Here is a 22955-nt window from a genome sequence, read left to right on the forward strand (position 1 = left end):
ACGCTAAATTTTGCCCGGTCAACCGGAGAACCGAGGAGGACGCGCTATGCGCATCCGGCGTTTGGCCTGGGCAGGGCTGGAGATCGAAGCCGAGGGAGCGACCGTGGTGGTGGACCTGGTCCAGCACCCCAACGAGCTGTTCGGTCTCCGCGATCCGCAGGCGGAGCTGCCTGCTCCCTCCGCCGGAGCGGTCGACGCCGCGCTGGTGACGCACCTGCACGTCGATCACACGGGCGTTCCGGCTCTGGCGCGGGCGCTGCGCCCCGGCGCGCCGGTGTTCCGTCCCGCGCCCTTCGCGGACGTGCTCACCGAGGGGGTCGAGCGGGAGCTGAGCGCGAGCGGCCTGGCCACCGAGGTCGTCGCCGAGTGGGAGCGGCGGGAGGTCGGCCCGTTCCGGATCACCGCCGTGCCCGCCGTAGACGGTTTGGGATCACCGCAGGTGAGCTGGGTCGTGGAGGCGGATGGCAGCCGGATCCTGCACGCCGGGGACACCTTGTTCCACGGTGCCTGGTGGTCCATCGCCGCGCGCTGCGGGCCGTTCGACGCGGTGTTCCTGCCGATCAACGGGGCGGTGGTCGACGCTCCCGCTCTGCAGCCGCCGAGCCCGTTCCCGGCGGCGATGGGGCCGGAGCAGGCGGCGGTCGCGGCGCGGATCCTCGGCGCCCGCGCGGCGGTGCCGATCCACCACGACGACGAGCACCTGATCAAGCCGCCGGGTTACGTGGAAGTCGACGGCCCGGTGGCCGAATTCCGGATCCACGCGGGAGGAATCGCGCACGTCCTGGACGTGGGGGAGTGGCGGGACTTCACGGGCGAACTCGCCGCGTGAGCTTCCCCGTTGGGCGAACGGTCCGTTCGCCCTGCGGCGCTGTCGGGGTGAACGGCCCGATCGTCCAATCCCCTTGGTCGAACAGTCCGTTCACTCGGTTGCAGGTCGGGTGAACGGACCGTTTGTCCAACGGGGTTGGGCGAACAGTCCGTTGACTCGGTTCGGGTTGTGGGTGAGCGGGCCGTTTGTCCAATGGGGTTGGGGGAACGGGCCGTTGGCTTGGCGGGTCTTGGGGTGGTTCAGCAGCAGTGGTGGCCTCGCCAGGCCTCGCGGCCTTCCTTGGCGGCGACGGCGGCGATCACGAGGGCGGCCAGCGGGTCCGCCCAGTACCAGCTGAAGAGCGTGTTGAGCAGCAAGCCGGCCAGCAGCACTCCGGACAGGTAGGTGCACAGCAGCGTCTGCTTCGAGTCGGCCACCGCTGAGGCCGACCCGAGTTCGCGCCCCGCCCGGCGCTGCGCGTAGGACAGGCCGGGCATCACCGCGAGGCTCAACGCGGCCAGCACCAGGCCCACCGTCGAATGATCCGCCTCGGCGCCATCGAGCAGGCTCCGCACCGACTCCACCGAGACGTAGGCCGCCAGCGCGAAGAACGATACGGCGATGATCCGCAACGTGACGCGTTCCCGAGCTTCCGGATCGCGGGCGCTGAACTGCCAGGCGACCGCGGCGGCCGAGGTGACCTCGATCGCGGAGTCGAGCCCGAATCCGATCAGCGCCACCGACGACGCCACCTTGCCCGCCGTCAACGCGATGACGGCTTCGATGACGTTGTAGGTGATCGTCGCTGCGACCAGCCACCGCACCCGCCGTCGCAGGGCAGCCCGTCGAGCCTCGGTCGGCTCCGGAGCCGAGCAGCTCCCGCGGCAGGCTTGATCGCGGTCCGCCTCAGCGCTCACCTGCCACCTCCGAGAGGGGCGCGTCGTTCAAGCACGGCTGCGACTGCTGCACCGCCAGCACGACCTGCACCAGTTCTCCCAGTGCCGCCGACAAGTGCGGGTCGGCGAGTTCGTACCGGGTCTGCCGACCTTCGAAGGTCGCTACGACGAGGCCGCACCCGCGCAGGCAACTCAGGTGGTTGGACACGTTCGACCTGGACAACCCGAGATCGGCCGCCAGCTTCCCGGGATAACCGGGCCCGTCCAGCAGCGCCACCAGCAACCGGCATCTAGTGGGGTCGGCCAGGGCTTTTCCCACGCGGGCCAGCGCCGCTTTCTTCGCCTCACATGTCAGCACACGCTGAACAGTACAGCCTGCGCTGACCAGTTGGCGGGGTGAACGGACCGTTCGTCCAAGCGGATTGGACGAACGGTCCGTTCACTCAGTTCGGCGCCGGGGAGCCGAGGAGCTCCGCGTTGGCTCGGCCGACTGCGCTGGTGAGTTCGGCGAAAGCCTTTTCGGTGAAGTTCAGGGTCAGGCCGTCGCCGCTGCCTCGGAAGTCCAGCTGGACGGACCGGTCCGGTTCGGTCTCGAAGGTGATCCTGACCTGCTCGGACAGGCACACGTAGGTGTCGTTCTCGACCGCTCGCTGCTCGCGCATCCGGTCTCCTCCTGATCTGCGGTGTCTCGGTACAGTTCACGAAAGATCTTCATTTAAGCCGCATAGTTAGGCTTGTGGGAGAAATAGACCACAGGTTGTGGTTCACTGTCGGTCCCCTGATCAGGTAGCCATCGGTTCAGCCGGAGGAGATTTCGTGCCCACAGGCCGCCAAACCGTCGAGCGCCGTCAGCTGGGGCTCACGCTCCGCCGACTCCGGCGTGAAGCAGGACTGTCGCAGCAAGAGGCGGCTCGCGCGATCAACCGGCACTACACCCGCATCAGCCATCTCGAATCGGCGAAGGCCTCGCTGAGCATCGAGGAGCTCGGGTTGCTGCTCGACCGCTACGCGGTGTCCGACGCGGATCGGGAAACCGTGCTCGCGTTGGGCGCGGTGGCTCGGAAACGACAGCGCGGGAAGGGATACACCGATCAGCTGCCCAAGTCGTTCGAGCGGCTGGCCGACCTGCAAGCAGATGCCGCCGCGATCGGCTTTTACGACACCGGAATCGTTCCGGGTCTCGCACAGTCGCAGGACTACGTGGTCGCGTTGATGCGCGTAGGGGACGGAATCTGGTGGGAGCCCTCCGAAGCGGAGATCGAGCGTCGGATCGAGTTCCGGCTTCAGCAGCAGCGGCGGGTGTTAGAGGCAGAGGAACCGAAGCAGATCGACTTCGTGCTGACCGAATCGGCGCTGGAAGAAACGGTCGGGAGCACGGCGATCATGCGCGGCCAGCTCCTCCACCTGCTCCAGCTGGGTGAACGTCCGTCGGTGACCGTTCGGGTTCTGAGTCGGGCGACCACCTCCAAGTTCCTCCTCGGAGGTGGTCTCATCACGTTGGACTTCGCCGGGAACGCGCCTCGCATCGCTTGCGCCACTTCCCACGGTCCCTGTACTTACCACGATCAAGAGGTGGAAACTGCGCCCATGTTCCGGGCATGGGAGTGCGTTCGACAGCTTGCCCTTGATCCGGAACCGGCTCGTGACTTGCTCATCGAGAAGCTGAAGGATCTGAAGTGATGCGCTACGACACCGGGTGGTTCAAGAGCAGCCGCAGTTCGACCTCGTCCAACGCCTGCGTCGAAGTCCGGCTGACCGAGCGCGCGGTCTCGGTGCGGGATTCAAAAAACCGGCAGGGCGGCGAGTTATCGGTAGGACACAGCGAGTGGGCTGCGTTCCTGGTGGCGCTACGTTGATCTAGCGGTGGGTCCGCTGCTCAGCTCCGTGGTGGCAGGCGGTGGAGTTCGACGTTCGTCAGCGTCCCGTCGGAGACTTCCGCCGTTTGGTAGGTGCAGTGCGGTTGGCGTCTGCGGTCGGTGGGGGAGCCGGGGTTGAGCAGGCGCAGGCCGTTCGGCGTGACCGTGTCCCACGGGATGTGGCTGTGGCCGAAGACGAGGACGTCGGTGTCGGGGAAGTCCTCGTCGCAGCGGCGTTCGCGGCCTTGGGCGGCGCCGGTTTCGTGGATCATCGCGAAGCGGACGCCGTCGAGCTCCACCCGCGCGATCTCCGGCAACCGGCGCCGAAGTTCCTCGCCGTCGTTGTTGCCCCACACGCCGATGAGCCGCGCGCTGCGGGACTCCAGTTCGTCCAGCAGCGGCGGCTCCACCCAATCTCCGGCGTGGAACACGACATCCGCTTGCACGACCTCCCGCCACACCTGCTCGGGCAGCGCCTTGGCGCGCTTGGGCAGGTGCGTGTCGGCGAGCAGCAGCAGGCGCACGCTCACTCCGGGTGCAGTTCCAGGCCGAGCAGGGCGTTTTCGAGCAGTTCCGGCATCGCCGGGTGGATCCAGTACTGGCCGCGGGCCATCGTGCGGGCGTCCAGGCCGAACTGCATGGCCTGGATCAGCGGCTGGATCAGCGTCGGCGCCTGCGGGCCGATGATGTGCGCGCCGAGGATGGTTCCGTCGGCGGGGTCGGCGAGCAGCTTCAGGAAACCGGTGGTGTCCTCCATCGCCCAGCCGTAGGCGATGTCGCCGTAGTTCTGGATCTTCGTGACGTAGTCGACGCCCTGCTCCCGCGCCTGCTGCTCGGTGAGCCCGACCGCGGCGATCTGCGGGGACGAGAACACCGCGTGCGGCACGTAGGTGTGGTCGGAGTCGATGAGCTCGTCGGGGTGCAGCAGGTTGTGCTGCACGACGCGCTGCTCGTGGTTGGCGACGTGCTTGAGCTCGTGGTCGGAGCTGATGTCGCCCAGCGCCCACACGCCGTCGACGGAGGTGCGCTGCTCGGCGTCGACCTCGATCTTGCCGTCCTCGCGGACCTTGAGGCCGCCGGCCGCCGCGTCGATCAGGTCCGTGTTCGGTTCGCGGCCGACCGCGACGAGCAGCTGCTCCGCCTCGACGGTTTCGGCGCCGTCGGGGCCTTCCAGGTGCAGCCGCACGACGTCGCCGTCGCGTTCGACGGCGGTCTGCTTGCGGTTGAGGCGCACGTCCCAGCGGGCCTGGGCGAGTTCGGTGAAGCGCTGCGAGATGTCTTCGTCCTCGGCGCGCAGCAGCGCCCCGGAACGGGCCACCACCGTCACCTCGACGCCCAGGGCGGAGAACACGTGCGCGAACTCGGCGCCGATGAACCCGCTGCCGAGGATGATCATGCGGTCGGGCAGTTCGTCCAAGCGCATCACGCTGTCGCTGGTGTGGAAGTCGACCTCGTCGATGCCGGGGACGTCCGGTGTGGCCGGGCGACCGCCCGCGGCGACGACGAACCGGTCCGCGGTGATCGTCTCCGGACCGGACCCGGTCGCCACGGTCAGTTCCTTCACCCCGGTGAACCGGGCCTCGCCCTGGAACAGGGTGACGTTCGCGCTGCCCTCGGCGCGGTAGCGGCGGCCCCCGTCGGAGATGGCGTCGATGCGCCCGAAGATGCGGTCCCGGATGTCGCGCCAGCGCACGTCCCGCAGCTCCAGGTCGACGCCCAGCTTGGTGCCCACGCCGGGGCTCGCGGCGGTGTCGGCGGTGTGCACGAACATCTTCGTCGGGATGCAGCCCACGTTCAGGCAGGTACCGCCGTAGTTCCCGGTGCTGCCGACGCCCTTCTCCACGATCGCGACGTTCCAGTCGTCGAACCGCTCGTCGAGGATCGAGTTGCCGGAACCGCTGCCGATGATGACCAGGTCGAAGTGGGGCATGTCCATCCTGTGCTCGTCGTGGGTACCGCGGTGCGCGGCGCCGAAGGCGCACCTCGCGGTACAACCCCGCGGGCGGCCTGCTGATTCCCGGAGGGCGTCGCTGATCACCCGTCCGGTGGTCGAGTCCGTGCGGGCACCGCTGGAGGAGCGCCGCCGCGAGGATCCGGAACGGGCCGGTCCCGCTTACCTACTACCACGTAGGTTTACCCTGGATCTACTCCTCAGGGATGTCGACCGGCCTCGACCAAGATCACTAACTTGGACCTCGCATCGCTGTGCGCTAATGCCGGAACGGGTGCGGCCGTGCGGCGATCAACGGGGAGGCACGGGCGGGGATGGCCCTCCAGGGGGTGGTCATCCCCGCTTCCCCTTCGCGCTCCGGCCGAGCCCGCGACCGCGCGGGCCGCGGGCTCGACCCGTCCTCAGCGCTTGAGGCCGTGCTCGATGGCCTCGATGATGCGGGGGCGCAGGTCCGCCGCGCTGATGATCGCGTCCACCGAGCCGACCTCGACCGCGCGCTGGATGCTGTGCACCTGGTCGAACTCGGTCGCCACCTCACCCAGCTTCTCCGCGCGGACCGACGCCTGCAGCTCCGCCAGCTGGGCGTTCAGCCGGGCGCGTTCGACACCGCTGGACTCGCCGACGAGGGCCTGGAGCTCGGTGACCCGAGGATCGTTCGTCGTGCGCTTGCCGACCTCGCCGGAGAACACCACCGCCGCGGCCGGGGCGCCGCCGAGCACCGACGCGTACGAACCTTCCAGCGCCAGCACCGTCATGTTCGGGTTCAGCGCCTTCGAGAAGACCACGAACGCGCCGCCGTGGTAGCGGGAGATCACGCAGAACACGATCGGGCCGTCGAAGTTGACGATCGCGCGGCCGATCTCCGCGCCGTACTCCAGCTGGAGCTTGCGCATCGACTCCGGTGAACCGTCGAAACCGGACAGGTTCGCCAGCACCACCAGCGGCCGGTTGCCCGAAGCCGAGTTGATCGCGCGGGCGGCCTTCTTCGACGACCGCGGGAACAGGGTGCCCGCGGTGTAGGTGTCCGGGCCGTCGGTGGGAGGGAAACCGCGCCGCTGCACCGAACGGGACTCGATGCCCAGCAGGCACACCGGCCGGCCGCCGAGGTGCACGTCCTGCACGGCGGCGGTGTCCGCGTCCGCCATGCCCGCCCAGCGCTCCAGCGTCGGGTGGTCCTGGTCGGACAGGGCGCGCATCACCGTGCGGATGTCGAAGGGCTTCTTGCGGTCCGGGTTGTGCTCGGACGAGAAGATCTCGCCGACCGTCCGGAAATCGCTGCCCGCGATCTCGTGCGGGAACGGGGAGACGTCGCGGTCCACCGGGTCCGAGGTGTCGGCGGCGCGCGGCGCCGTCTCACCCGGCACGACGTAGGTGTGGTCGTAGTGCGACATCAACACGTCGCGGGCCGCCGGGAGGTTCGGCGCCCAGTACTGCGCCTGCCCGTTCGGCCCCATCACGCGGTCGTAGCCGCCGATGCCGAAGTTGTCCTCCGCCGAGACGCCGCCGGAGAAGTCCAGCGACTGCTTGCCGGTGAGCACCATCGTCGAATCCGGCGTCATCACCAGGATTCCCTTGGTGTGCATGAGCATCGTGGCCTCGGCGTTCCAGTACGGCTGGGCGCCGACGGTGATGCCCGCGACCACGATGTTGATCTCGCCGCCGTCCTGGGTGAACTCCACGATCCGCTTGAGCGCGGCGGCGACCCAGTCCATGTTCTCCGTGCCGGAGGACATCGAGATCCGGGCGCCCGCCGACAGCGCGAACCACTCCAGCGGCAGCTCCAGCCGCTCGGCGAGGTCGAGCGCCGCGATGACCCGCGCGCACTCGGGTTCCGACAACGCGCCCAGCGCCTTCGTCGGGTCGCCGAGCAGGACCACGCGCCGGAGGCCTTCGGGATGGCGCTCGGTCGGCGTCGAGACGACGCCCGCGACGAGCGCCGCCGAGTTCTGCCCGCGCGGCCGGTCGACCGGGACCAGGGCGCCGTCGTCGTCCAGGTCGTGCTCGACGAAACCGCCCGCGTCGCCCGCGAGCATCCCGGTGAGCTCGTAGGGGTAGACGTTGCCGCGCCGCGCCGCCCGCAGCACCTTCTGCCGGTAGTCGTCCAGCGGGCGCAACGGTTCCGTCGACGGCTCCTCGATGTGCAGCTTCGCGCCGTCGCCCTCGCCGAGCGCGATGCGCACGGCCATGTCGGTGAGCTCGCCGTTGTCCTGGCGCTTCCGCGCCAGGAACGTGACCTCCTCCATCCCGGCGCCCGCGGTGGTCGGCAGGACCCGCCGGGTGAGGGTGTTGAGCTCGTCGGCGGTCAACTCCGTCGGCGGCCACACGTACATCAGGATCCGGTTGGTGTCGAAGCGCTTCTTCGCCGGGCGCTGCGCCTGCACGGTGCGGATCGCGTCCAGGCACCCGGCGAGCATGTCCTCGACGGCGGGCAGCGCCACCAGCCGGCCGTCGTTGTCGCGCAGCGGCGTCAGGTCCCGGACCTGGGCCATCGCCACCAAGCGCTCGTCGGACGGGTTCTCCCGCGCGACGCACTTGAACAGGTAGACCTCCTCGTCGGCCGAAGGCAGCCGGGTGAGGTCGAACTCGCGCAGCCGCTCCAGCTGCATCCGCTGCGCGATCAGCGGGTGCAGGCCGCGGATCAGGCGGTCCTCGGTGAACCCGTGCTCGTCGCGGCGGAAGGTGAAGTGGTGGTGCATTACCGCGCCGCCGATGCCTGCGACGGTCGTGGTGATCCGGGCGACTCCGTCCGGGAGGGACCGCGCGGCGAGCGCCTCGCCGAGCCGGGCCGCCATCGCGTCCGCGTCCGGCTGGCCCTCCCACTTCACGTAGAGGTCGGCCACCACACCGGCCTGCCCGTCCGCGAGCTCACCGACGGCGCGCACCGCGTCCGGCAGTGCGCTGAAGTCGACGGCGGTGGTGACCAGCCTGGTCACGCCCTCGTCGGAACCGTGCTCGGCGGTGACGAACCGGCAGCCCGCCGCATCCCGAGCCGTGACCCCGGTGAGCGCGCGGTTGCCGTAGTAGCGCCGGGTCAGCACCTCCAGCAGCGGCGCGTGGTCGCGCTCGCGGCCCATGCGCTGGCCGAGCAGCCGGACCAGCGGCTCGGCGCTGGCGACCATGGCGGCGATCCGGTCGGCGCGGTCCGCGGCGTCCGGGTGCTCGTCCAGGTAGCGCAGCTCGGCGCGCACCCCCGCGTAGACCTCCGCGCGGTTGCGGCGCAGCAGCGGCTGGGCGAACCAGCGGAACACCACGCCGCGAGCGAGGTCCGACACCGACGGGAACCGCACCTGGGTGGCCTTGACGACGTGCTCCAAGGTCAGCCCGGCGTGCTCGCGCAGCTCCTTGCCCGGGGGCGCCTCGGTGATCCACTGCCGCAGCAGGGCCGTGACGATGGCGACGTCCGAGGACGCGCGCTGCTGGGCGAGGAAGATCCGGAAGACCGCCTCCTCCAGCTCCGGGGTCCGCTCCAGCTCGGTGACGCCGTAGTGCGACAGGACGCGGCGCAGGCGGTTCTCGAAGCCCGCGGTCACCCCGGCCCGCTCCACGTCGAGGCTCTGCAGGTAGCTGTGGAAGTACTCGCGCGGGCTGTGCACCGGGCCGGTCTCGTCGTCGAGGTCGCCCTTGTTGCGGCTGAGCTCGGAGAGGTCGGCGAACACGCCCAGCAGAGCGACCTCGCCGGGCAGCGCGTCGGCGTGCTCGCCCAGCTCCGCCCGAGCGGCGAGGTAGCCGCTGAGCACCCGCTGCTGGTCGTGCGGGTCGACGTCGAAGCCCAGCAGCAGGCTGCGCAGGTCGTGCAGGCCGCGTTCGACGCGCTGCTCGGGGGAGGCCGAGCCCTGCTCCGCGGGCAGTTCGACCTCGACCGCGGAATCGGTGTCCTGCTCCTGCTCGGCGTCGTCGTCGGCCAGCGGCTCCAGCCGCATCAGCGGCGCGCCGGTCTCGACCTGGCTGCCCATCGACACCGGCAGCTCGCGGACGCGGGCGCGGAACGACGCGCGCAGCACCGTTTCCATCTTCATGCTCTCCAGCACGAGGATCGGTGCCCCGGCCTCGACCTCGTCGCCGACGGCCAGCGGGGTCGCGACCACCAGCGCGGGCGCGGGGGAGCGCACGACGCCGCCCTCGTCGCGGCTGACCCGGTGGGCGACGCCGTCGACCTCCACCAGGTGGGTCGGCCCGTGCGTGCCGGTGACCAGGCGGAACCGGTGGCCGTTGACGGTGATCTGGCCGCTGTGCGCGTCGAAGCGGTCGATCTCGACGTCGGCCGGGTGCACCTCGCCGCCGCCGGAAACGCCGACGCGGAACCGCTTCTGGCCCACCCGGGCCACGCTCACCTGGTAGCCGGCTCCGCGGAGCTTGAGCTCCAGCGGGCGCCCGCTCTCGTGCCGGACCTGCGGCCTGCCGCCGAACGCGGTGGACAGCAACCGCTGCCGTGCCACCGTCTCCTCGTCCTGGTAGGCCTCGATGGCCGCCGCGACCAGCGCGATCGCGGAGTGCCGGTGGCTGACCAGGCGGCCTTCCTCGCGGACCCGGTCGATCCAGCCGGTGTCGGCGCTGCCGTCGATCACCTCCGGCTGGTCGAGCAGGTCGAGCACGAAGCTCTTGTTCGTCGCCCCGCCCGCGATGATCACCGTGGTCTCGGCCATCGCGCGGCGCAGCCGGGCCAGCGCCTCGTCGCGGTCCCGGCCGAACGCGATGATCTTCGCGATCATCGAGTCGAAGTCCGCCGGGATGCTGTCGCCCTCGGAAACCCCGGTGTCCACCCGGATTCCGGGGCCCGAGGGCAGCGCGAGCCGCGCGATGCGGCCGGGAGCGGGGGCGAAGTCGCGGTCCGGGTCCTCGGCGTTGAGCCGCGCCTCGACCGCGTGCCCGCTCTCCACCGGCGCCAGGCCTTCGAGCTTGCCGCCGGAAGCGACGTGCAGCTGCAGCTTGACCAGATCGGTGCCCGTGGTGCTCTCGGTGATCGGGTGCTCGACCTGCAGGCGGGTGTTGACCTCCAGGAAGGCGAACAGCCGCTCGCCGGGGTGGTAGAGGAACTCGACGGTGCCCGCGCCGCGGTAGTCGACGGCCAGCGCCAGGCGCTCGGCGGACTCCTTGAGCTCCGCGGTCTGCTCCGGCGAAAGGATCGGCGACGCCGACTCCTCGATGATCTTCTGGTTGCGCCGCTGCACCGAGCAGTCGCGCACGCCGAGCGCCAACGCGGTGCCCTGCCCGTCGGCGATGACCTGCACCTCGACGTGCCGGGCGCCGGTGACCAGGCGCTCCAGGAACACGACGCCGGAACCGAAGGAGCGCAGCGCTTCTTGGCTGGTGCGCTCGTAGGCGTCGGCGAGGTCCTCGGCGGAGGTGACCTTGCGGATGCCGCGCCCGCCGCCGCCCGCGGTCGCCTTGAGCATCAGCGGGTAGCCGATCCGCTCACCCGCGGCCAGCGCCTCCTCGGCGTTCGCGACCTCGCCGCGGCTCCACGGGGCGACCGGGACGCCGACCTCCTCCGCGAGCAGCTTCGCGCCGATCTTGTCGCCGAGCCTGCGCATCGCCTCGGCGCTCGGGCCGATGAAGGTGACGCCGATCTTCTCGCAGATCTCCGCGAACGCCGGGTCCTCGGCGACGAAGCCCCAGCCGACCCAGGCGGCGTCCGCGCCCGTCTCGATCAGCGCGCGCTCCAGCACGGCGTGATCCAGGTAGGGCCGGGCCGATGCCGGACCGAGCGAGTAGGCGACGTCGGCCTCCCGCACGAAGGTGGCGGAGCGGTCCGCGTCGGTGTAGAGCGCGACCGTCTCCATCCGGTTACCGGTTTCCGCGGACAGATCCCGAACGGCGTGGATGAGCCGCATCGCGGCCTCTCCGCGATTGACGATGGCGACACGACTGAACACCGGATGAGCCTCCTGATTTGCCACGCACAACAGGCGACGTCCGAAACCCCGGAGCGTCGCCTGCACCTACCTACACCCTGCTCCGTCAACGGGTGGTGTACCAATGTCCGACCTGGCGCATGCCGGAGCCGAGGTTTTGTAGGAACCCACCAAAAAGTTAGCGGAGATCACCGCTGGAGCGACTGCGGACGCAGGTCTACCACATGAATTCGGGTGGGATCCTGGAAGATCGGCCGAGGCGCCGAGCGCCGGCTTTCCGCACCGGCCCGACCACGGTGTCCGGCGGCGGCTAGGTTCGCACGGTGAACTCAGCTCGCTGGACCACGTGGGCGCAGCGGTACCCGTACCTGGCGGACGCGGTGCTGGCGGGCTTCGTCACCTACGTCGCGCTGCTGGGCATCGCACCGGCCGACGTGCTCCACAGCGGCGACCCCGGCCCGGTCGCGTACACCGCGGCCGTGCTCGGCGCGGCACCGCTGGTGCTGCGCAGGCGGTACCCGCTGATCGTGCTGGTGGTGGTCGCGCTCGCGCTGACCACGTTCTACGGCTCAGGCTGCAAGACCTCCCTCGGGCTGCTCGGGCCGCTGGTCGCGATCTACACCGTGGCGGTGCGCCACCCGCTGAACCGGTCCGTGCCCGTCGCGGTCTCCGTGATCGCGGTGGTCACCGGCGGAGTCGCCTACGGCATCGCCGACTTCACGTGGTCGGCGCACTCGTTCGCCGGGATCCTGTTCGGCGCCACGCAAGCGGTCATCGCGGTCGTCCTGGGCTACGCGATCCGGGTGCGCGGCGAACAGGCCGAACGACTGCGCCACGAGCGGGACCTGGAGGCCGAGCGCGCCGTCACCGAGGAACGCATGCGCATCGCGCACGAACTGCACGACGTCGTCGCCCACCACCTGTCCGTCGTGTCCGTGCAGGCGAGCCTCGCGCGCTACGTGCTCGACTCCGACCTGGAAACGGCCCGCGAGGCGCTGAACACGATCTCGGCGACCACCACCAGTTCCCTCGACGAGCTCGGCAGGTTGCTGCGGGTGCTGCGGCCCAGCCTGGAACGGCCCGACGCCGACACCAGATTCCTGCCGCAGCCCGGACTCGACGAGCTCCCGGTGCTTCTGGAACGGGTCCGGTCCTCCGGTGTGGCGGTGGAGCTGCGCACCGAAGGCGAACCGCGAGCCCTGTCACCGGGCGCTGAACTGTGCGCCTACCGCGTCGTGCAGGAAGCGCTGACCAACGTGCTCAAGCACGCCCCGGCGGCCACCGCCGACGTCGTCGTGCGCCACGACGCCGACGCCGTCACCGTGCTCATCCGCAACGAAGGCGCACCCGCCCCGAAGAGCGGCAGGCCGTCCGGGCACGGTTTGATCGGCATGTGCGAACGGGCGAAGATGTACGGCGGCACCGTCGAGGCGGGACGTCGCCCCGAGGGCGGTTTCCAGGTCACGCTGCGCATTCCCCGCGCCGGGGACTGACCGGACCGGGAGCGGCGGCATGACCGGTGTCCTCATCGTCGACGACCAGGACCTGCTGCGGGCCGGGTTCGCCGCGCTGCTGCGCGCCACCCCCGGCATCGAGGTCGTCGGCGAAGCCGCGAACGGTCGCGAAGCCGTGGCGCTGGCGAAGGAACTGCGCCCCGACGTGGTGCTGATGGACCTGCGGCTGCCCGAGCTGGACGGGGTGGGCGCCACCGAGCGGATCCTCGCCGAGACCGAACCGCCGCGGCCGGGAATCCTGGTGCTGACGGTGTTCGACCTGGACGACTACGTGTACTCGGCGCTGCGGGCGGGCGCTTCGGGGTTCCTGCTCAAGGACAGCCCGCCGGAGACGCTGATCACCGGGGTGCGCACCGTCGCCGACGGCGGGATGCTGTTCGGCCCCACCATCACCCGGCGGTTGGTGGAGACCTACATGCGGGTGCCGCCGCCGAACTCGGGGATCCCGTCGCAGCTGTCCACGCTCACCCAGCGGGAACTGGGCGTGCTGCGGCTGATCGCGACCGGTGCCACCAACGCCGAGATCGCCGAACACCTCGTCGTCAGCGAGGGCACCGTGAAGACGCACGTGAACCGGGCGATGACGAAGCTCGGCGTGTCCAGCCGAGCGCAGGCAGTGGTGGTCGCCTACGAAACGGGTCTCGTCGTGCCTCGGGGGAGGGGCTGAGGGCCCGTTCCTGATTGGTCTGCTTTGGTGTCCGGGTGGCGGAACCTCAGCGGTTTCCTCGCTGCGGGATCCTTCTCCCGAATGGCTGCGCCACGAGGGAAGAAGCCGTCCTCGCGAGGAAACCGCTGAGAACCCGCCGGTGGTCCGGCTGCGTGCGTGGTCACTGCTCAGCGGCTCCGGCGCTGACAAGACACGGATCAAGGACGTTGCTCACCTGGAACGACGAGCTCGAAGTCGGGCTCCGCGCTACTCGGCCCGTTCCGGGAGGAGCTCTGCTCAGGCGAGGCCCGCGTCGTGGGTGACGATGGCGACCTGGGTGCGGTTCGAGGCGCCGAGCTTGCCCATGATCCGTCCGATGTGGACTTTCACGGTGGAGGCGCTCATGTAGAGGTGCCCGGCGATCTCCGCGTTGCTCAGGCCCTGCGCCACGGCGATCGCCACCTCCCGCTCGCGCGGGGTGAGCCGGTCCATCTTGCCGCGGGCGTCGGAGTTCTCCTTGCCCGCGGCGAACGCACCCAGCAGCCGCTTGGTGATCCGCGGGGAGAGCATCGCCTCGCCGGAGGCCACGGTGTGCACCGCGGCGGCGAGCTCGCGCGGCGGCGTGTCCTTGAGCAGGAACCCGGAGGCCCCGGCCTGCAAGGCGGCGTGCACGTACTCGTCCACGTCGAACGTGGTCAGCACCAGCACGGCGGGCGCCTCGGGCAGCGCGGTGACCCGCTTGGTCACCTCCAGGCCGTCGACGCGGGGCATCTGGATGTCGGTGAGCACCACGTCCGGCCGGTGCTTGGCCACCAGTTCGACGATGCCCGAGCCGTCCGGAGCCTCCGCCGCCACCTCGATGCCCGGATCCGATTCGAGGATGAGGCGGATGCCACCGCGCACCAGTTCCTCGTCCTCCAGCAGGACCACCCTGATGCCCACGTGACTCCCCGCGCCCGACGACGTTGCCGCCCCACGGTATCCAGCCCGGTCCCGGACCCCTCAAGGTGTCCCGGAACCGGGCACGGTGGTCACGGTCCGATGTGGACTGTCAGGAGGCGTTCGCGCCCTCCAGCACCGGGAAGGCGGCCCGCACCCGGTATCCGTCGTCGTCGGTTCGGCCCACCTGCAAGGTGCCGCCCGCGAGGGTGACGCGCTCGCGCATGCCGATCAGGCCGTAGCCGGAGCCCTCGACGACCGTCGTGCCCTCGCCGCGCTGGTTGGTGACCTCCACGGCCAGGCCGTCCCCGCTCGCGACGACCTCGGCGCGCACCGGCGAGCCGGGGGCGTGCTTGCCCGCGTTCGTCAGCGCCTCCTGAAGCACGCGGTACGCGGCGCGGCCGACCACCGTGGAGGTCTCCGGCAGCTCCTCCGGCATGTCCAGCGTGATGTCCGCGCCCGCCGCGACCGAATCCGCGACCAGGTCTCGCAAGCCGTCCAAGGTCGGTGCCGCGTGGTCGCCGCCGGGGTTCTCGGCGTCGTCGCGCAGCGCCCGCAGCATCTCCCGCAGCTCGCTGAGCGCGGCCGAGCTGGACACCCGGATGACCTCGGCGACCTCCTCGGTGCGCTGGTCGGTGGCCGTCATCGTCAACGCGCCCGCCTGCAACGAGATGACGCTGACCCGGTGGGCCACCACGTCGTGCATCTCGCGGGCGATGCGCCGCCGCTCGGCGGTGACGGCGCGCTCGGCGAGCAGATCCCGCTCCCGCTCGGCCTGCACGGCGCGTTCCCGCAGGCTCGTCAGCAGGTCCCTGCGCGAGTAGAGCCACAACCCGAGCAGCAGCGGCATCGCGGACATCAGCGCGAACCCGGCGAGCACGCCCAGCACCACCGTGAGCGGGCCGTCCGACCACAGCGAACCGTTCTCCGGCAGCAGCACCCGCACGACGTGCGCACCGGCGACGATCCCGGCACCGACCCACGTGACCGGGCTCGGCCCGCGGCGACTGGCCAGCGTGTACATCGCGACCACCATTCCGGTGGCGCCGCCGTCGGTGCCCGCCAGCAGCGAGTGGATCGAGGCGGCCACGACCGCGACCAGCGGGAACCGCCTGCGCAGCAGCATCGCGCCGAACAGCGCCGCGTTGCCGGGGATCAGCACCCACTGCTGCCAGACCGCCGGATCGTCCGGCATCGCCACCGCCGCCGACGCGATCAGCAGATCCAGCAGCAGCGATCGGAACTTGCCGTCCCACAAGGCCAGCCGAGCGGCCCACTTCCCGTTTTCACGCACCTGACCAAGGTAGGGGTCGGCCTCGGCGGGAGACATCACGCATCCCGTCGGGAGAGCAGCACCGCGGCTGCCACCGACAACGCGGTCGTGATCCCCAGCAGCGGCAGCGGCATCCACCAGCTCGCCGTGTCCGGGTTCTGGAACAGCTGAGCCGTGGCGGCGAACGGCATCGCCGCGAAGTCCCAGTGCAAGGTCAGCACGAGCATGACCTCCAGCAGCAGCGGCACGAGCAGCACCGCGCTGAGCGCGACGGCGGAGCTCCTGGTCAGCCCGGCCAGCGCGAGCCCGAACAGCGCCGAGAGCACCACGTAGAGCAGCACCCCGGCGGTGACGGTCGACACCATCGCGAGATCACCGGGCAGCAGCAGCACGTAGGTGATCGCCACCGACGCGAGCGAGACCACCGCGCCCACCGCCGCGGTGAGGGCCGTCTTCGCCAGCACCACGTGGGTGCGCGACCGCACCGCCAGCAACGTGGTGGTGATCGTCCGGTTGCGGTAGTCGGTGGCGAACACGTTCACGCCGATCGCCGCGACGAACAGCGCCGCCAGCTTCGGCGTCATCGCGAAGGACTGGTCGAACGCCTGCGCCGCACTGAGGTCCTTGGTCATGGCGTACCCGGCCGCCAGCGCTTGCAGCAGCAGCGCCGCCCCGGCCAGCAGCCACGGGGTGCGCAAGGTCCGCAGCCCGGTCCACTCGTAGCGCAGCGCCGCGCCGAACCCCGGTCGTGCGCTCGCGGAATCGCGTGCTCCAGGACGCGGGGCGGCCGGACGCACCGGTTGGTGCCGGACGGTCGGGCCGTCCACGCCGCGCGGGTCGTGATGGGTGTCGTAGCGCAGGTTCATGCCGCGTTCCTCTCGTTTCCCCGGTACTGGACGGTCGCCGACGTCGCGGCCAGGTACGCGTCCTCCAACGTGCCCCTCGGTGCGTGCCGGGCGATGAAGTCCGGCACGGACGCCGCGCCGAGCAACCTGCCGCCGCCGATCACGACCAGGTCGTCGGCCAGCTGGGACATCTCCGAGAGCAGGTGCGAGGACGCGAACACGGTGCGCCCCTCGGCGGCCAGGCCGCGCAGGAACCGCCGCATCCAGTGCACGCCCTCCGGGTCGAGCCCGTTCGCCGGCTCGTCCAAGATCAGGTATTCCGGGTCGCCGAGCAGTGCGGTGGCGAGCCCGAGCCGCTGGCGCATGCCGAGGCTGAACTTCCCGGCGCGGCGCGACCGCGCGGACTCCAGCCCCACCGCCGCGAGCGCCCGATCGACCTCCGAGTCCGGGATCCCGGTGCTCGCCGCGACCATCCGCAGGTGGTCCCGCGCGGTCCGAGCCGGATGTGCGGCACCCGCGTCGAGCAGCGTCCCGACGGTGCGCAGCGGATCCGCCAGCTCCCCGTAGGTCCGCCCGCCGAACGTGGTGCGCCCCTGCCCGTGGTCGAGGCCCAGCATCAGCCGCATGGTGGTGGACTTCCCGGCACCGTTGGGCCCGAGGAATCCGGTGACGACGCCCGGCCGCACGGTGAACGAGAGGTCGTCGACGACCGTCGTGCTCCCGTGCCGCTTCGTGAGCCCTTGCGCAGTGATCATGGTGTGACTCCTTTCCCTGGGCACCAGATTTCTCCACGACGGGCCTGCGGGGCGTCCTGCTTCAGGGCACGGCGTCGTACGACTTTCCGCCAAGTCGGCTCGGCCCGAAGTGCGGACGTGCGGAGGCCCCGTCGCGGGACAACATGGATCTCGTCGGCGGCACGGAGCCGCCACCCGAGAGGAACGGAGCCCTTCCCATGAAGTCCTTGATCGCGCAGCACTCGGCGCTCGCCGCGAGCACCGGGGAGCAGGTCGGCGCGTGGGTGCTCACCGGGGGCGTGCTCGCGGTCGTCGCCGCGTTCGCGGTCCTGTTCATCGCGGCGCTGATCAGCATCCTCGGTTCCGGGTTGTCCGGCGGGATGAAGCTCGTGTGGATCGTGCTCGCGTTCTTGGCGCCGTTCCTCGGCAGCCTGCTGTGGTTCGCGGTCGGCCGCCCCGACGCCCGCAAGCGCTTCGCGAACTGACCTCGCCGGTTCCGCCGGCCACCCCGCGACTTACGGCGGCGTCCGCGCCGTCACCCCGATCGAGAGGAAGATCCCATGTTGAACGCCCAGCTCGTCCTCGCCCAGGCCGCCGCCGACAACTCGCCCGACACGATCTGGAGGGTCCTGATCCTGATCGGGCTCGGGCTCGCCGCGCTCGGCTTCCTCGCGCTGTTCGTCGGCGCGCTCGTGAGCATCTTCCGATCCGCGACCGACAGCGCCACGAAGGCCGTGTGGGCGCTGATCGTGGTGATGGCGCCGGTGCTCGGCTGCCTGCTGTGGTTCGTGTTCGGCCGCTCCAGCGCACGCGGTCCCGGCAACGGCGCCGACCAGCAGCAGCCGATCGAGCACGACCCCGCCACCGCGTGATCGGACGGAACAGCGGTCAACGCGCCTGCGGTCACTCCGCCGGCGCGTTGAGCGCTCGGGAGTCCACGACGTCCGTGCCCGCGAGCCGGCCGGTGAGCCCCCGGTGGTGGTGGCTGCGCGGCACCGACAGCGCGTGCACCGCGCACCAGGCCACCGCGAACGCGGTGCCCGCCACCGGCCAGGCCACGTTGATCAGGCCTTCCACCAGTGCGAACCCGCCCAGACCGGCCAGCCAGCGCACCAGCACGCGGCGCCCGGCCGGGCTTCGCCCGTCCTCGACGCAGCGCAGCAGCACCGCGTGCTGGCCGAGTGTGCTGCCGCGGCCCGCGGCGGTGGCGATCAGCAGCAGCACGGCGGGCGCGAACCACAGCGCGGCCGACTCCACCCACACCTGCGCCGCCGGGTCGAGGCGCACGCCGCCGATCCGCAGCAGCAGGTCCGCGCCGCGCGCCAGCGCCACGCCGAGCCACCACAGCAGCAGCACGTCGCAGCTCATCCCGAGCAGCCTGCGGTAGGTCCCGACCGGGCGCGGCGAGCCCGCCTCGGTGCCGCTGCGCTGGCCGGGCACCAGCCGCAGGACTCGGGCCAGCAGCGCACCCACCAGCGCGCCGAAGGTGTTCGCCATCAGGTCGTCGACGTCGAACAGCCGGTACGGGCACGGGTACAGGAACCAGATCCCGGTGATCTGGGTGAGCTCCACCGCCAGCGACACCATGAACCCGGCGAGCACGGTCCCGCCGAAGCCCTCGCGCAGCAGGTGCCGCACGAACATGCCCAGCGGCACGAACAGCACGATGTTGAACCCGAACTGCTGCACCGAGGGGGCGGCGAGCAGCCCGGTCAGCTCCGCCCAGCCTCCAGGCCGCCGGAGCCCGTCGAACCCGGCGAACGGGCGCCACTGCGGGCGCAGCTCGCCGAAGACGTCGCAGAAACCGGGCCCCACCGGTGGCAGCGGCACCAGCACGTAGGCGACCAGGCCGAGCGCGTAGAGCACCGCCGCCAGGAACAGCAGCAACGTGCCGGGCCGCAGCTCACCGCGCCTGCGGTGCTCCCTCGCGACGTAGGGCACGAACAGCAGCACCGCCAAGGCCACCGCCACCACCGCGGCGGCCACCGCGGGCAGCACCCGGATGTTCACCGGGACCTCCCGTGGGGAATGTTTCTGGGCTTGTTCTGCTCTGGTGGTCGGGTGGCGGAACCTCAGCTGTCTTCCGCTGCGGGATCTTGTTCCCTCGTGGCTCCGCCGCGAGGGAAAAAGCTGTCCTCGCGAGAAGACGGCTGAGAACCCGCGGGCGGTCGTCCTGCTCAGGTGGTCGCTGCTCAGCGGCTTCGCCGCTGACAAGACACCGACCGAGAACGCTGCTCACGTTGAGTGGCGCGAGATCGTTCCGCGGGAGTCCGAGCCGCTCCGGCTCAGTGCGCGTAGGTGGTGGACAGCACCGCGCGGGCCAGCGTGCGCCCGAGCGCGGTGAAGTTGACGACCGCGGGCGTGACCTGGTCGTTCACCCCGAGCTGCGGCACGTCCAGCGCGAGGACGGCGAAGATGTAGCGGTGCGGCCGGTCGCCGGGCGGCGGCGCGGCGCCCGCGTAGGCGCGCTCGCCGAGGTCGTTGGGCACCTGGAACGCGCCCGCGGGCACGCCCGAACCGGTCGCGGAGCCGGCGCCGGTGGGCAGTTCGGTGACGTCGGCGGGCACGTCCACCAGCGTCCAGTGCCAGAAACCGCCGGGGATCGGGGCGTCCGGGTCGAAGCAGGTGACCACGAAGCTCCGCGTCTCGGCGGGGAAGCCCTCCCAGCTCAGCTGCGGGGAGCGGTTGCCGCCGCCCGCGCCCATGCCGCTGTAGACGTGGTCGAGCGCGAGCTGCTCGTCGGCGGGCGCGTCCTTCGAGGTGAGGGTGAACGACGGGACCTCGGGCAGCAGCGAGTACGGATCCGGGTCGATCGGGCGTTGCAGGCTCATTCGGTCTCCTCACTCGACGGGCGCGGGGTGCTGGACGATCATCGGCACCGCCCGGTCGCAGCCTAGTGGGGGCCGTGCGCGGGTCCGCGCGGCGCCGCCCGCGACGGTCGGTCACACCGCTGATGCAACCCGTGCAAGTATTCACTTGATCGAGTTATTGTCGCTGCCGGTCAGGCTCGGGATCATGGTCATCGTGCACCGATCTGGGTGTGAGCGACCGCGGTCCGGACGGCTTCGGGACAATTTCCGCACGGGCCGACCATTGCGAGGATCGACCGTTCTGCGGGCGGCACCGCAAAAAGGCCGCGGATCTGCGAATGCGAGAATCGGTCCACCGGATTCGGAACGGCCGGAAAGCGGTCCGCCGAACCGGTGGTGCACGTGCCCAATGTTCTGCCGACATCGGTACCGGCCAAGCCCGGATTTCGCCGATGCCGGTTCGGGGGATGTCGATGCTGGGGGATAGCGCAGTCATGCCGGGAAATCGTCACACGTCGGTCCGTTCGCGCCAGGTGGCCGCGGAGCTGCGCCGTCATCGGGAACGCGCCGGGCTCAGCTGCACCGCGGCGGGCGCCCGGCTCGGCGTGTCGGGCAGCAAGATCAGCCGGATCGAGACCGGGGCCAGCGGAGTGCAGCTCGACGACGTCACCGCGTTGCTGCGGCTCTACGAGGTGGGCGAACGGGAACGCGCCGCCCTGGCGGAGCTGGCGCGCAACGCGGGTCGCTCCGCCTGGTGGCAGCGCCCGGCCGCGGCACCGGCGCGCTGGCGGGATTTCCTGGACTACGAGGGCAAAGCGGTCCGGATGCACAGTTTCGAACCGCTGCTGATCCCCGGCCTGCTGCAGACCGCCGAATACGCGCGCGCCGTCATCTCCGGTATGGAACCGGGGCGTTCCGAAGACGAACTGGACGATCTGATCGCGACCCGGATGGCGCGGCAGATCATTCTGAGCCGATCGCGTGCTCCGCTGTTCCACTCGGTGCTGGAGGAATCGGCGCTGCGCCGCCCGATCGGCGGCCCGGGAGTGATGAAGCGCCAGCTGCTTCATCTGCTGGTGATGATGGAGTCGGATCACGTCTGCCTGCGGATCGTGCCGCGTTCAGTCGGCGCCTATCCCGGATTGCAGGGTGCATTTCTGCTTTTGGAATATGACGGCGAGCCGGACATCGTCTACGTGGAGAACCACCACGCCTCCGCTTTCCTGGATTCCGAGCGGACGGTGGGCTCGTACCGGGGCGTGCTGCGCGACATCGTGCGCGCGGCGCTCGCCCCCGACGCCGCCGCCGACCTCATCCGCGAAGTCCTCAAGGACTACTGACGCCGGCGGTCGGGGCGATCTCGCACCGTCGGCGGGCGGCTCCGGCGGCGGTCGTCGAGATCGTCCGGCGTCGACGTCGTGCGGCGCTCGGCCGGTTGCTGCGAACCGGTGATCCGCTGCGCCACGCGGGTGATCCCCGACCGGTCCCGGCCGACGGTGGATCGCGCGGCCGGAGCCGCCGCCTCCGGCCCGGGAGCCTGGTCGAGATCGTCGCCCCCAAGCAGCGAGATGATCTCCGGTCGGCCTGCCCGAACTGTCCGAAGTGGACTTGATGTGCTGGTCTAGGTGAGGGGTTTTCTCCCGATATATCACCTGATCAGGTAACAACGATCGGCCGTTGTGGACGATCACCGCGCCGTGATCGGCTCTCTCCGCGACACTGTCACGAGCCGGAGGCGGGCCGGTCGCCCCGACCGCGCCGCAGGGGCTCCGGGGGATGGAGAGCGGGATGACACACACTCTGCGCAGGCGAACCCGGTGGTGGTCGGTGTCGGGAGCGCTCACCGCGGCGGCGCTGGCCGCGGTCGCGATCACCGCCCCCGCCGGGGCGGACGCCACGGCGTCCGAACCGACGTCCGGCGCCCCCACCACCAAAATCGTCGGCGGGGAGCCCGCGAGCACCGCCGAATACCCCTGGGTCGTCTACCTCACCGACCCCGGGGGCAACCAGTTCTGCGGCGGCACCATCGTCGGCGCCGACAAGGTCGTCACCGCCGCGCACTGCGTCACCGGCGGAGCACCACCCCGGATCACCGTCGTCGCCGGGCGCGACGACAAGAGCACCGACGACGGCGTCGAAGCCGACGTCCGCGACGTCTGGGTGCACCCGCAGTTCCAGAACGCCAGCACCGGCTCCGACATCGCGGTGCTCACCGTCGACCGGGCGCTGCCGCAAACACCGCTCCCGCTGGCCTCCCAGCAGGACACCGCCCTCTACGCGCCAGGCGCCGCGACCACCGTGCTCGGCTGGGGAACGACCGAAGAAGGCGGCGGCCCGTCCCGCACCCTCCTCCAAGCGCACCCGCCGATCACCAGCGACCAAGACTGCTCGCGGGCCTACGGCGGGCAGTACAACCCGGACGCGATGGTCTGCGCGGGCCTGCCAGAAGGCGGCGAAGACAGCTGCCAAGGCGACTCCGGCGGACCGCTCGTCGCCAACGGGCGCCTCATCGGAATCGTCTCGTGGGGCAACGGCTGCGCCCGGCCGGGGACGCCGGGCGTGTACACCCGCGTGAGCACCTATCACGACGAGGTGCAGGCCCAACTGGGCTGAACGCGGGGGTAGTCGGGGAAGCAAGGCCGGGGCGCACGCCGGGTGCCCCGGCCTTGCTGCGTCTTCGGACGCTTTGGAGCCGGGTTCGGCTTGGCGTGTGGGTTTGGTTTTGGGGTCTCGCTCGGCTTGGGGTGTGGGTGGGGGTTTTAGGGCCTTCCCCGGTTTGGGTGTGTGGTTGCTGTGGTGCGGTGGAAGGTCTTCTTTAGTGATTGCTTCCA

Annotated in this window: 20 protein-coding genes and 1 pseudogene; 9 read left to right on the plus strand and 12 right to left on the minus strand. The window is 70.8% G+C overall.

The features are described 5' to 3' along the window. Positions 1-46: 46 nt before the first annotated feature. Positions 47-829, plus strand: a complete 783-nt coding sequence (locus OOZ19_RS26360; RefSeq protein WP_266092854.1) for an MBL fold metallo-hydrolase — start codon at positions 47-49, stop codon at positions 827-829. A 239-nt stretch (positions 830-1068) separates the two neighbouring features. Here OOZ19_RS26360 and OOZ19_RS26365 read toward each other — a convergent pair whose 3' ends face one another. The 3 genes from OOZ19_RS26365 to OOZ19_RS26375 form a co-directional block, all read right to left on the minus strand. After that, entirely contained in the window at positions 1069-1644 is a 576-nt protein-coding gene (locus OOZ19_RS26365) for a cation efflux transmembrane domain-containing protein (protein ID WP_266092873.1), read from the minus strand. A gap of 70 nt (positions 1645-1714) precedes the next feature. Further along, a complete protein-coding gene (gene cmtR, locus OOZ19_RS26370; RefSeq protein ID WP_266092855.1) occupies positions 1715-2062 on the minus strand; it encodes a Cd(II)/Pb(II)-sensing metalloregulatory transcriptional regulator CmtR in 348 nt (115 codons plus the stop codon). Between the two features lie 85 nt (positions 2063-2147). Next, positions 2148-2366, minus strand: coding sequence for a hypothetical protein (locus OOZ19_RS26375; protein ID WP_266092856.1), 219 nt, complete (start codon positions 2364-2366; stop codon positions 2148-2150). 154 nt (positions 2367-2520) lie between these two features. Between OOZ19_RS26375 and OOZ19_RS26380 the strand changes: the two genes are divergently transcribed. Both OOZ19_RS26380 and OOZ19_RS26385 read left to right on the plus strand, forming a co-directional pair. Continuing rightward, complete coding sequence (locus OOZ19_RS26380; RefSeq protein ID WP_266092857.1) at positions 2521-3384, plus strand: helix-turn-helix domain-containing protein; 864 nt, start codon at positions 2521-2523, stop codon at positions 3382-3384. Then, positions 3384-3560 carry a DUF397 domain-containing protein gene (locus OOZ19_RS26385; protein ID WP_266092858.1) on the plus strand — a complete coding sequence of 59 codons (177 nt, stop codon included), beginning with the start codon at positions 3384-3386 and terminating at the stop codon, positions 3558-3560. Before OOZ19_RS26380 ends, OOZ19_RS26385 begins: the two co-directional genes overlap by 1 nt. Positions 3561-3580: 20 nt before the next feature. On the opposite strand, the gene OOZ19_RS26390 is transcribed toward OOZ19_RS26385, so the two are convergent. The 3 genes from OOZ19_RS26390 to OOZ19_RS26400 form a co-directional block, all read right to left on the minus strand. Next, the gene (locus OOZ19_RS26390) at positions 3581-4084 is read right to left on the minus strand and encodes a metallophosphoesterase family protein (protein ID WP_266092859.1); all 504 of its coding nucleotides are present in this window, start codon (positions 4082-4084) and stop codon (positions 3581-3583) included. A 2-nt stretch (positions 4085-4086) separates the two neighbouring features. Further along, positions 4087-5490: a mycothione reductase gene (locus OOZ19_RS26395; protein WP_266092874.1), complete on the minus strand. Its 1404-nt coding sequence runs from the start codon at positions 5488-5490 to the stop codon at positions 4087-4089. Between the two features lie 422 nt (positions 5491-5912). Next, positions 5913-11384 carry an ATP-binding protein gene (locus OOZ19_RS26400; protein ID WP_266092860.1) on the minus strand — a complete coding sequence of 1824 codons (5472 nt, stop codon included), beginning with the start codon at positions 11382-11384 and terminating at the stop codon, positions 5913-5915. 302 nt (positions 11385-11686) lie between these two features. Between OOZ19_RS26400 and OOZ19_RS26405 the strand changes: the two genes are divergently transcribed. After that, a complete protein-coding gene (locus tag OOZ19_RS26405; protein ID WP_266092861.1) occupies positions 11687-12856 on the plus strand; it encodes a sensor histidine kinase in 1170 nt (389 codons plus the stop codon). Positions 12857-12875: 19 nt separating this feature from the next. Then, complete coding sequence (locus OOZ19_RS26410; protein WP_266092862.1) at positions 12876-13544, plus strand: response regulator; 669 nt, start codon at positions 12876-12878, stop codon at positions 13542-13544. A 276-nt stretch (positions 13545-13820) separates the two neighbouring features. On the opposite strand, the gene OOZ19_RS26415 is transcribed toward OOZ19_RS26410, so the two are convergent. The 4 genes and pseudogenes from OOZ19_RS26415 to OOZ19_RS26430 form a co-directional block, all read right to left on the minus strand. Beyond that, positions 13821-14465 (minus strand): response regulator, encoded by a 645-nt coding sequence (locus tag OOZ19_RS26415; protein ID WP_266092863.1) that lies wholly within the window; start codon positions 14463-14465, stop codon positions 13821-13823. A 109-nt stretch (positions 14466-14574) separates the two neighbouring features. After that, positions 14575-15756, minus strand: a complete 1182-nt coding sequence (locus OOZ19_RS26420) for a sensor histidine kinase (protein WP_266092864.1) — start codon at positions 15754-15756, stop codon at positions 14575-14577. A gap of 35 nt (positions 15757-15791) precedes the next feature. Next, a complete protein-coding gene (locus OOZ19_RS26425) occupies positions 15792-16601 on the minus strand; it encodes an ABC transporter permease (RefSeq protein WP_266092865.1) in 810 nt (269 codons plus the stop codon). Positions 16602-16687: 86 nt separating this feature from the next. After that, positions 16688-17335: pseudogene (locus tag OOZ19_RS26430) on the minus strand (ATP-binding cassette domain-containing protein); the annotation flags it as partial. Between the two features lie 197 nt (positions 17336-17532). Here OOZ19_RS26430 and OOZ19_RS26435 point away from each other — a divergent pair. Beyond that, positions 17533-17799, plus strand: a complete 267-nt coding sequence (locus OOZ19_RS26435) for a PLD nuclease N-terminal domain-containing protein (RefSeq protein WP_266092866.1) — start codon at positions 17533-17535, stop codon at positions 17797-17799. Positions 17800-17874: 75 nt separating this feature from the next. Next, on the plus strand, positions 17875-18186 hold the full coding sequence (locus OOZ19_RS26440; protein ID WP_266092867.1) for a PLD nuclease N-terminal domain-containing protein: 312 nt from the start codon (positions 17875-17877) through the stop codon (positions 18184-18186). Between the two features lie 31 nt (positions 18187-18217). Here OOZ19_RS26440 and OOZ19_RS26445 read toward each other — a convergent pair whose 3' ends face one another. Further along, entirely contained in the window at positions 18218-19324 is a 1107-nt protein-coding gene (locus OOZ19_RS26445) for a VanZ family protein (RefSeq protein WP_266092868.1), read from the minus strand. Positions 19325-19599: 275 nt separating this feature from the next. Then, positions 19600-20145, minus strand: a complete 546-nt coding sequence (locus OOZ19_RS26450; RefSeq protein WP_266092869.1) for a YbhB/YbcL family Raf kinase inhibitor-like protein — start codon at positions 20143-20145, stop codon at positions 19600-19602. A gap of 209 nt (positions 20146-20354) precedes the next feature. On the opposite strand from OOZ19_RS26450, the gene OOZ19_RS26455 reads away from it, so the two are divergent. Both OOZ19_RS26455 and OOZ19_RS26460 read left to right on the plus strand, forming a co-directional pair. Further along, positions 20355-21464: a helix-turn-helix domain-containing protein gene (locus tag OOZ19_RS26455; protein WP_266092870.1), complete on the plus strand. Its 1110-nt coding sequence runs from the start codon at positions 20355-20357 to the stop codon at positions 21462-21464. 448 nt (positions 21465-21912) lie between these two features. Next, a complete protein-coding gene (locus tag OOZ19_RS26460; RefSeq protein WP_266092871.1) occupies positions 21913-22737 on the plus strand; it encodes a S1 family peptidase in 825 nt (274 codons plus the stop codon). The last annotated feature ends 218 nt before the right edge of the window (positions 22738-22955 follow it).

The sequence above is a fragment of the Saccharopolyspora sp. NFXS83 genome (assembly GCF_026241095.1).
In the GTDB taxonomy this organism is placed as follows: domain Bacteria; phylum Actinomycetota; class Actinomycetes; order Mycobacteriales; family Pseudonocardiaceae; genus Saccharopolyspora_C.

What these genes read in the sequence shown, in the direction of transcription:
- OOZ19_RS26360 (WP_266092854.1), top strand. Translation starts at nt 47, where the DNA reads ATGCGCATCCGGCGTTTGGCCTGGGCAGGGCTGGAGATCGAAGCCGAG.
- OOZ19_RS26375 (WP_266092856.1), bottom strand. Translation starts at nt 2,366, where the DNA reads ATGCGCGAGCAGCGAGCGGTCGAGAACGACACCTACGTGTGCCTGTCC.
- OOZ19_RS26385 (WP_266092858.1), top strand. Translation starts at nt 3,384, where the DNA reads ATGCGCTACGACACCGGGTGGTTCAAGAGCAGCCGCAGTTCGACCTCG.
- OOZ19_RS26395 (WP_266092874.1), bottom strand. Translation starts at nt 5,490, where the DNA reads ATGCCCCACTTCGACCTGGTCATCATCGGCAGCGGTTCCGGCAACTCG.
- OOZ19_RS26410 (WP_266092862.1), top strand. Translation starts at nt 12,876, where the DNA reads ATGACCGGTGTCCTCATCGTCGACGACCAGGACCTGCTGCGGGCCGGG.
- OOZ19_RS26425 (WP_266092865.1), bottom strand. Translation starts at nt 16,601, where the DNA reads ATGAACCTGCGCTACGACACCCATCACGACCCGCGCGGCGTGGACGGC.
- OOZ19_RS26435 (WP_266092866.1), top strand. Translation starts at nt 17,533, where the DNA reads ATGAAGTCCTTGATCGCGCAGCACTCGGCGCTCGCCGCGAGCACCGGG.
- OOZ19_RS26440 (WP_266092867.1), top strand. Translation starts at nt 17,875, where the DNA reads ATGTTGAACGCCCAGCTCGTCCTCGCCCAGGCCGCCGCCGACAACTCG.
- OOZ19_RS26450 (WP_266092869.1), bottom strand. Translation starts at nt 20,145, where the DNA reads ATGAGCCTGCAACGCCCGATCGACCCGGATCCGTACTCGCTGCTGCCC.
- OOZ19_RS26460 (WP_266092871.1), top strand. Translation starts at nt 21,913, where the DNA reads ATGACACACACTCTGCGCAGGCGAACCCGGTGGTGGTCGGTGTCGGGA.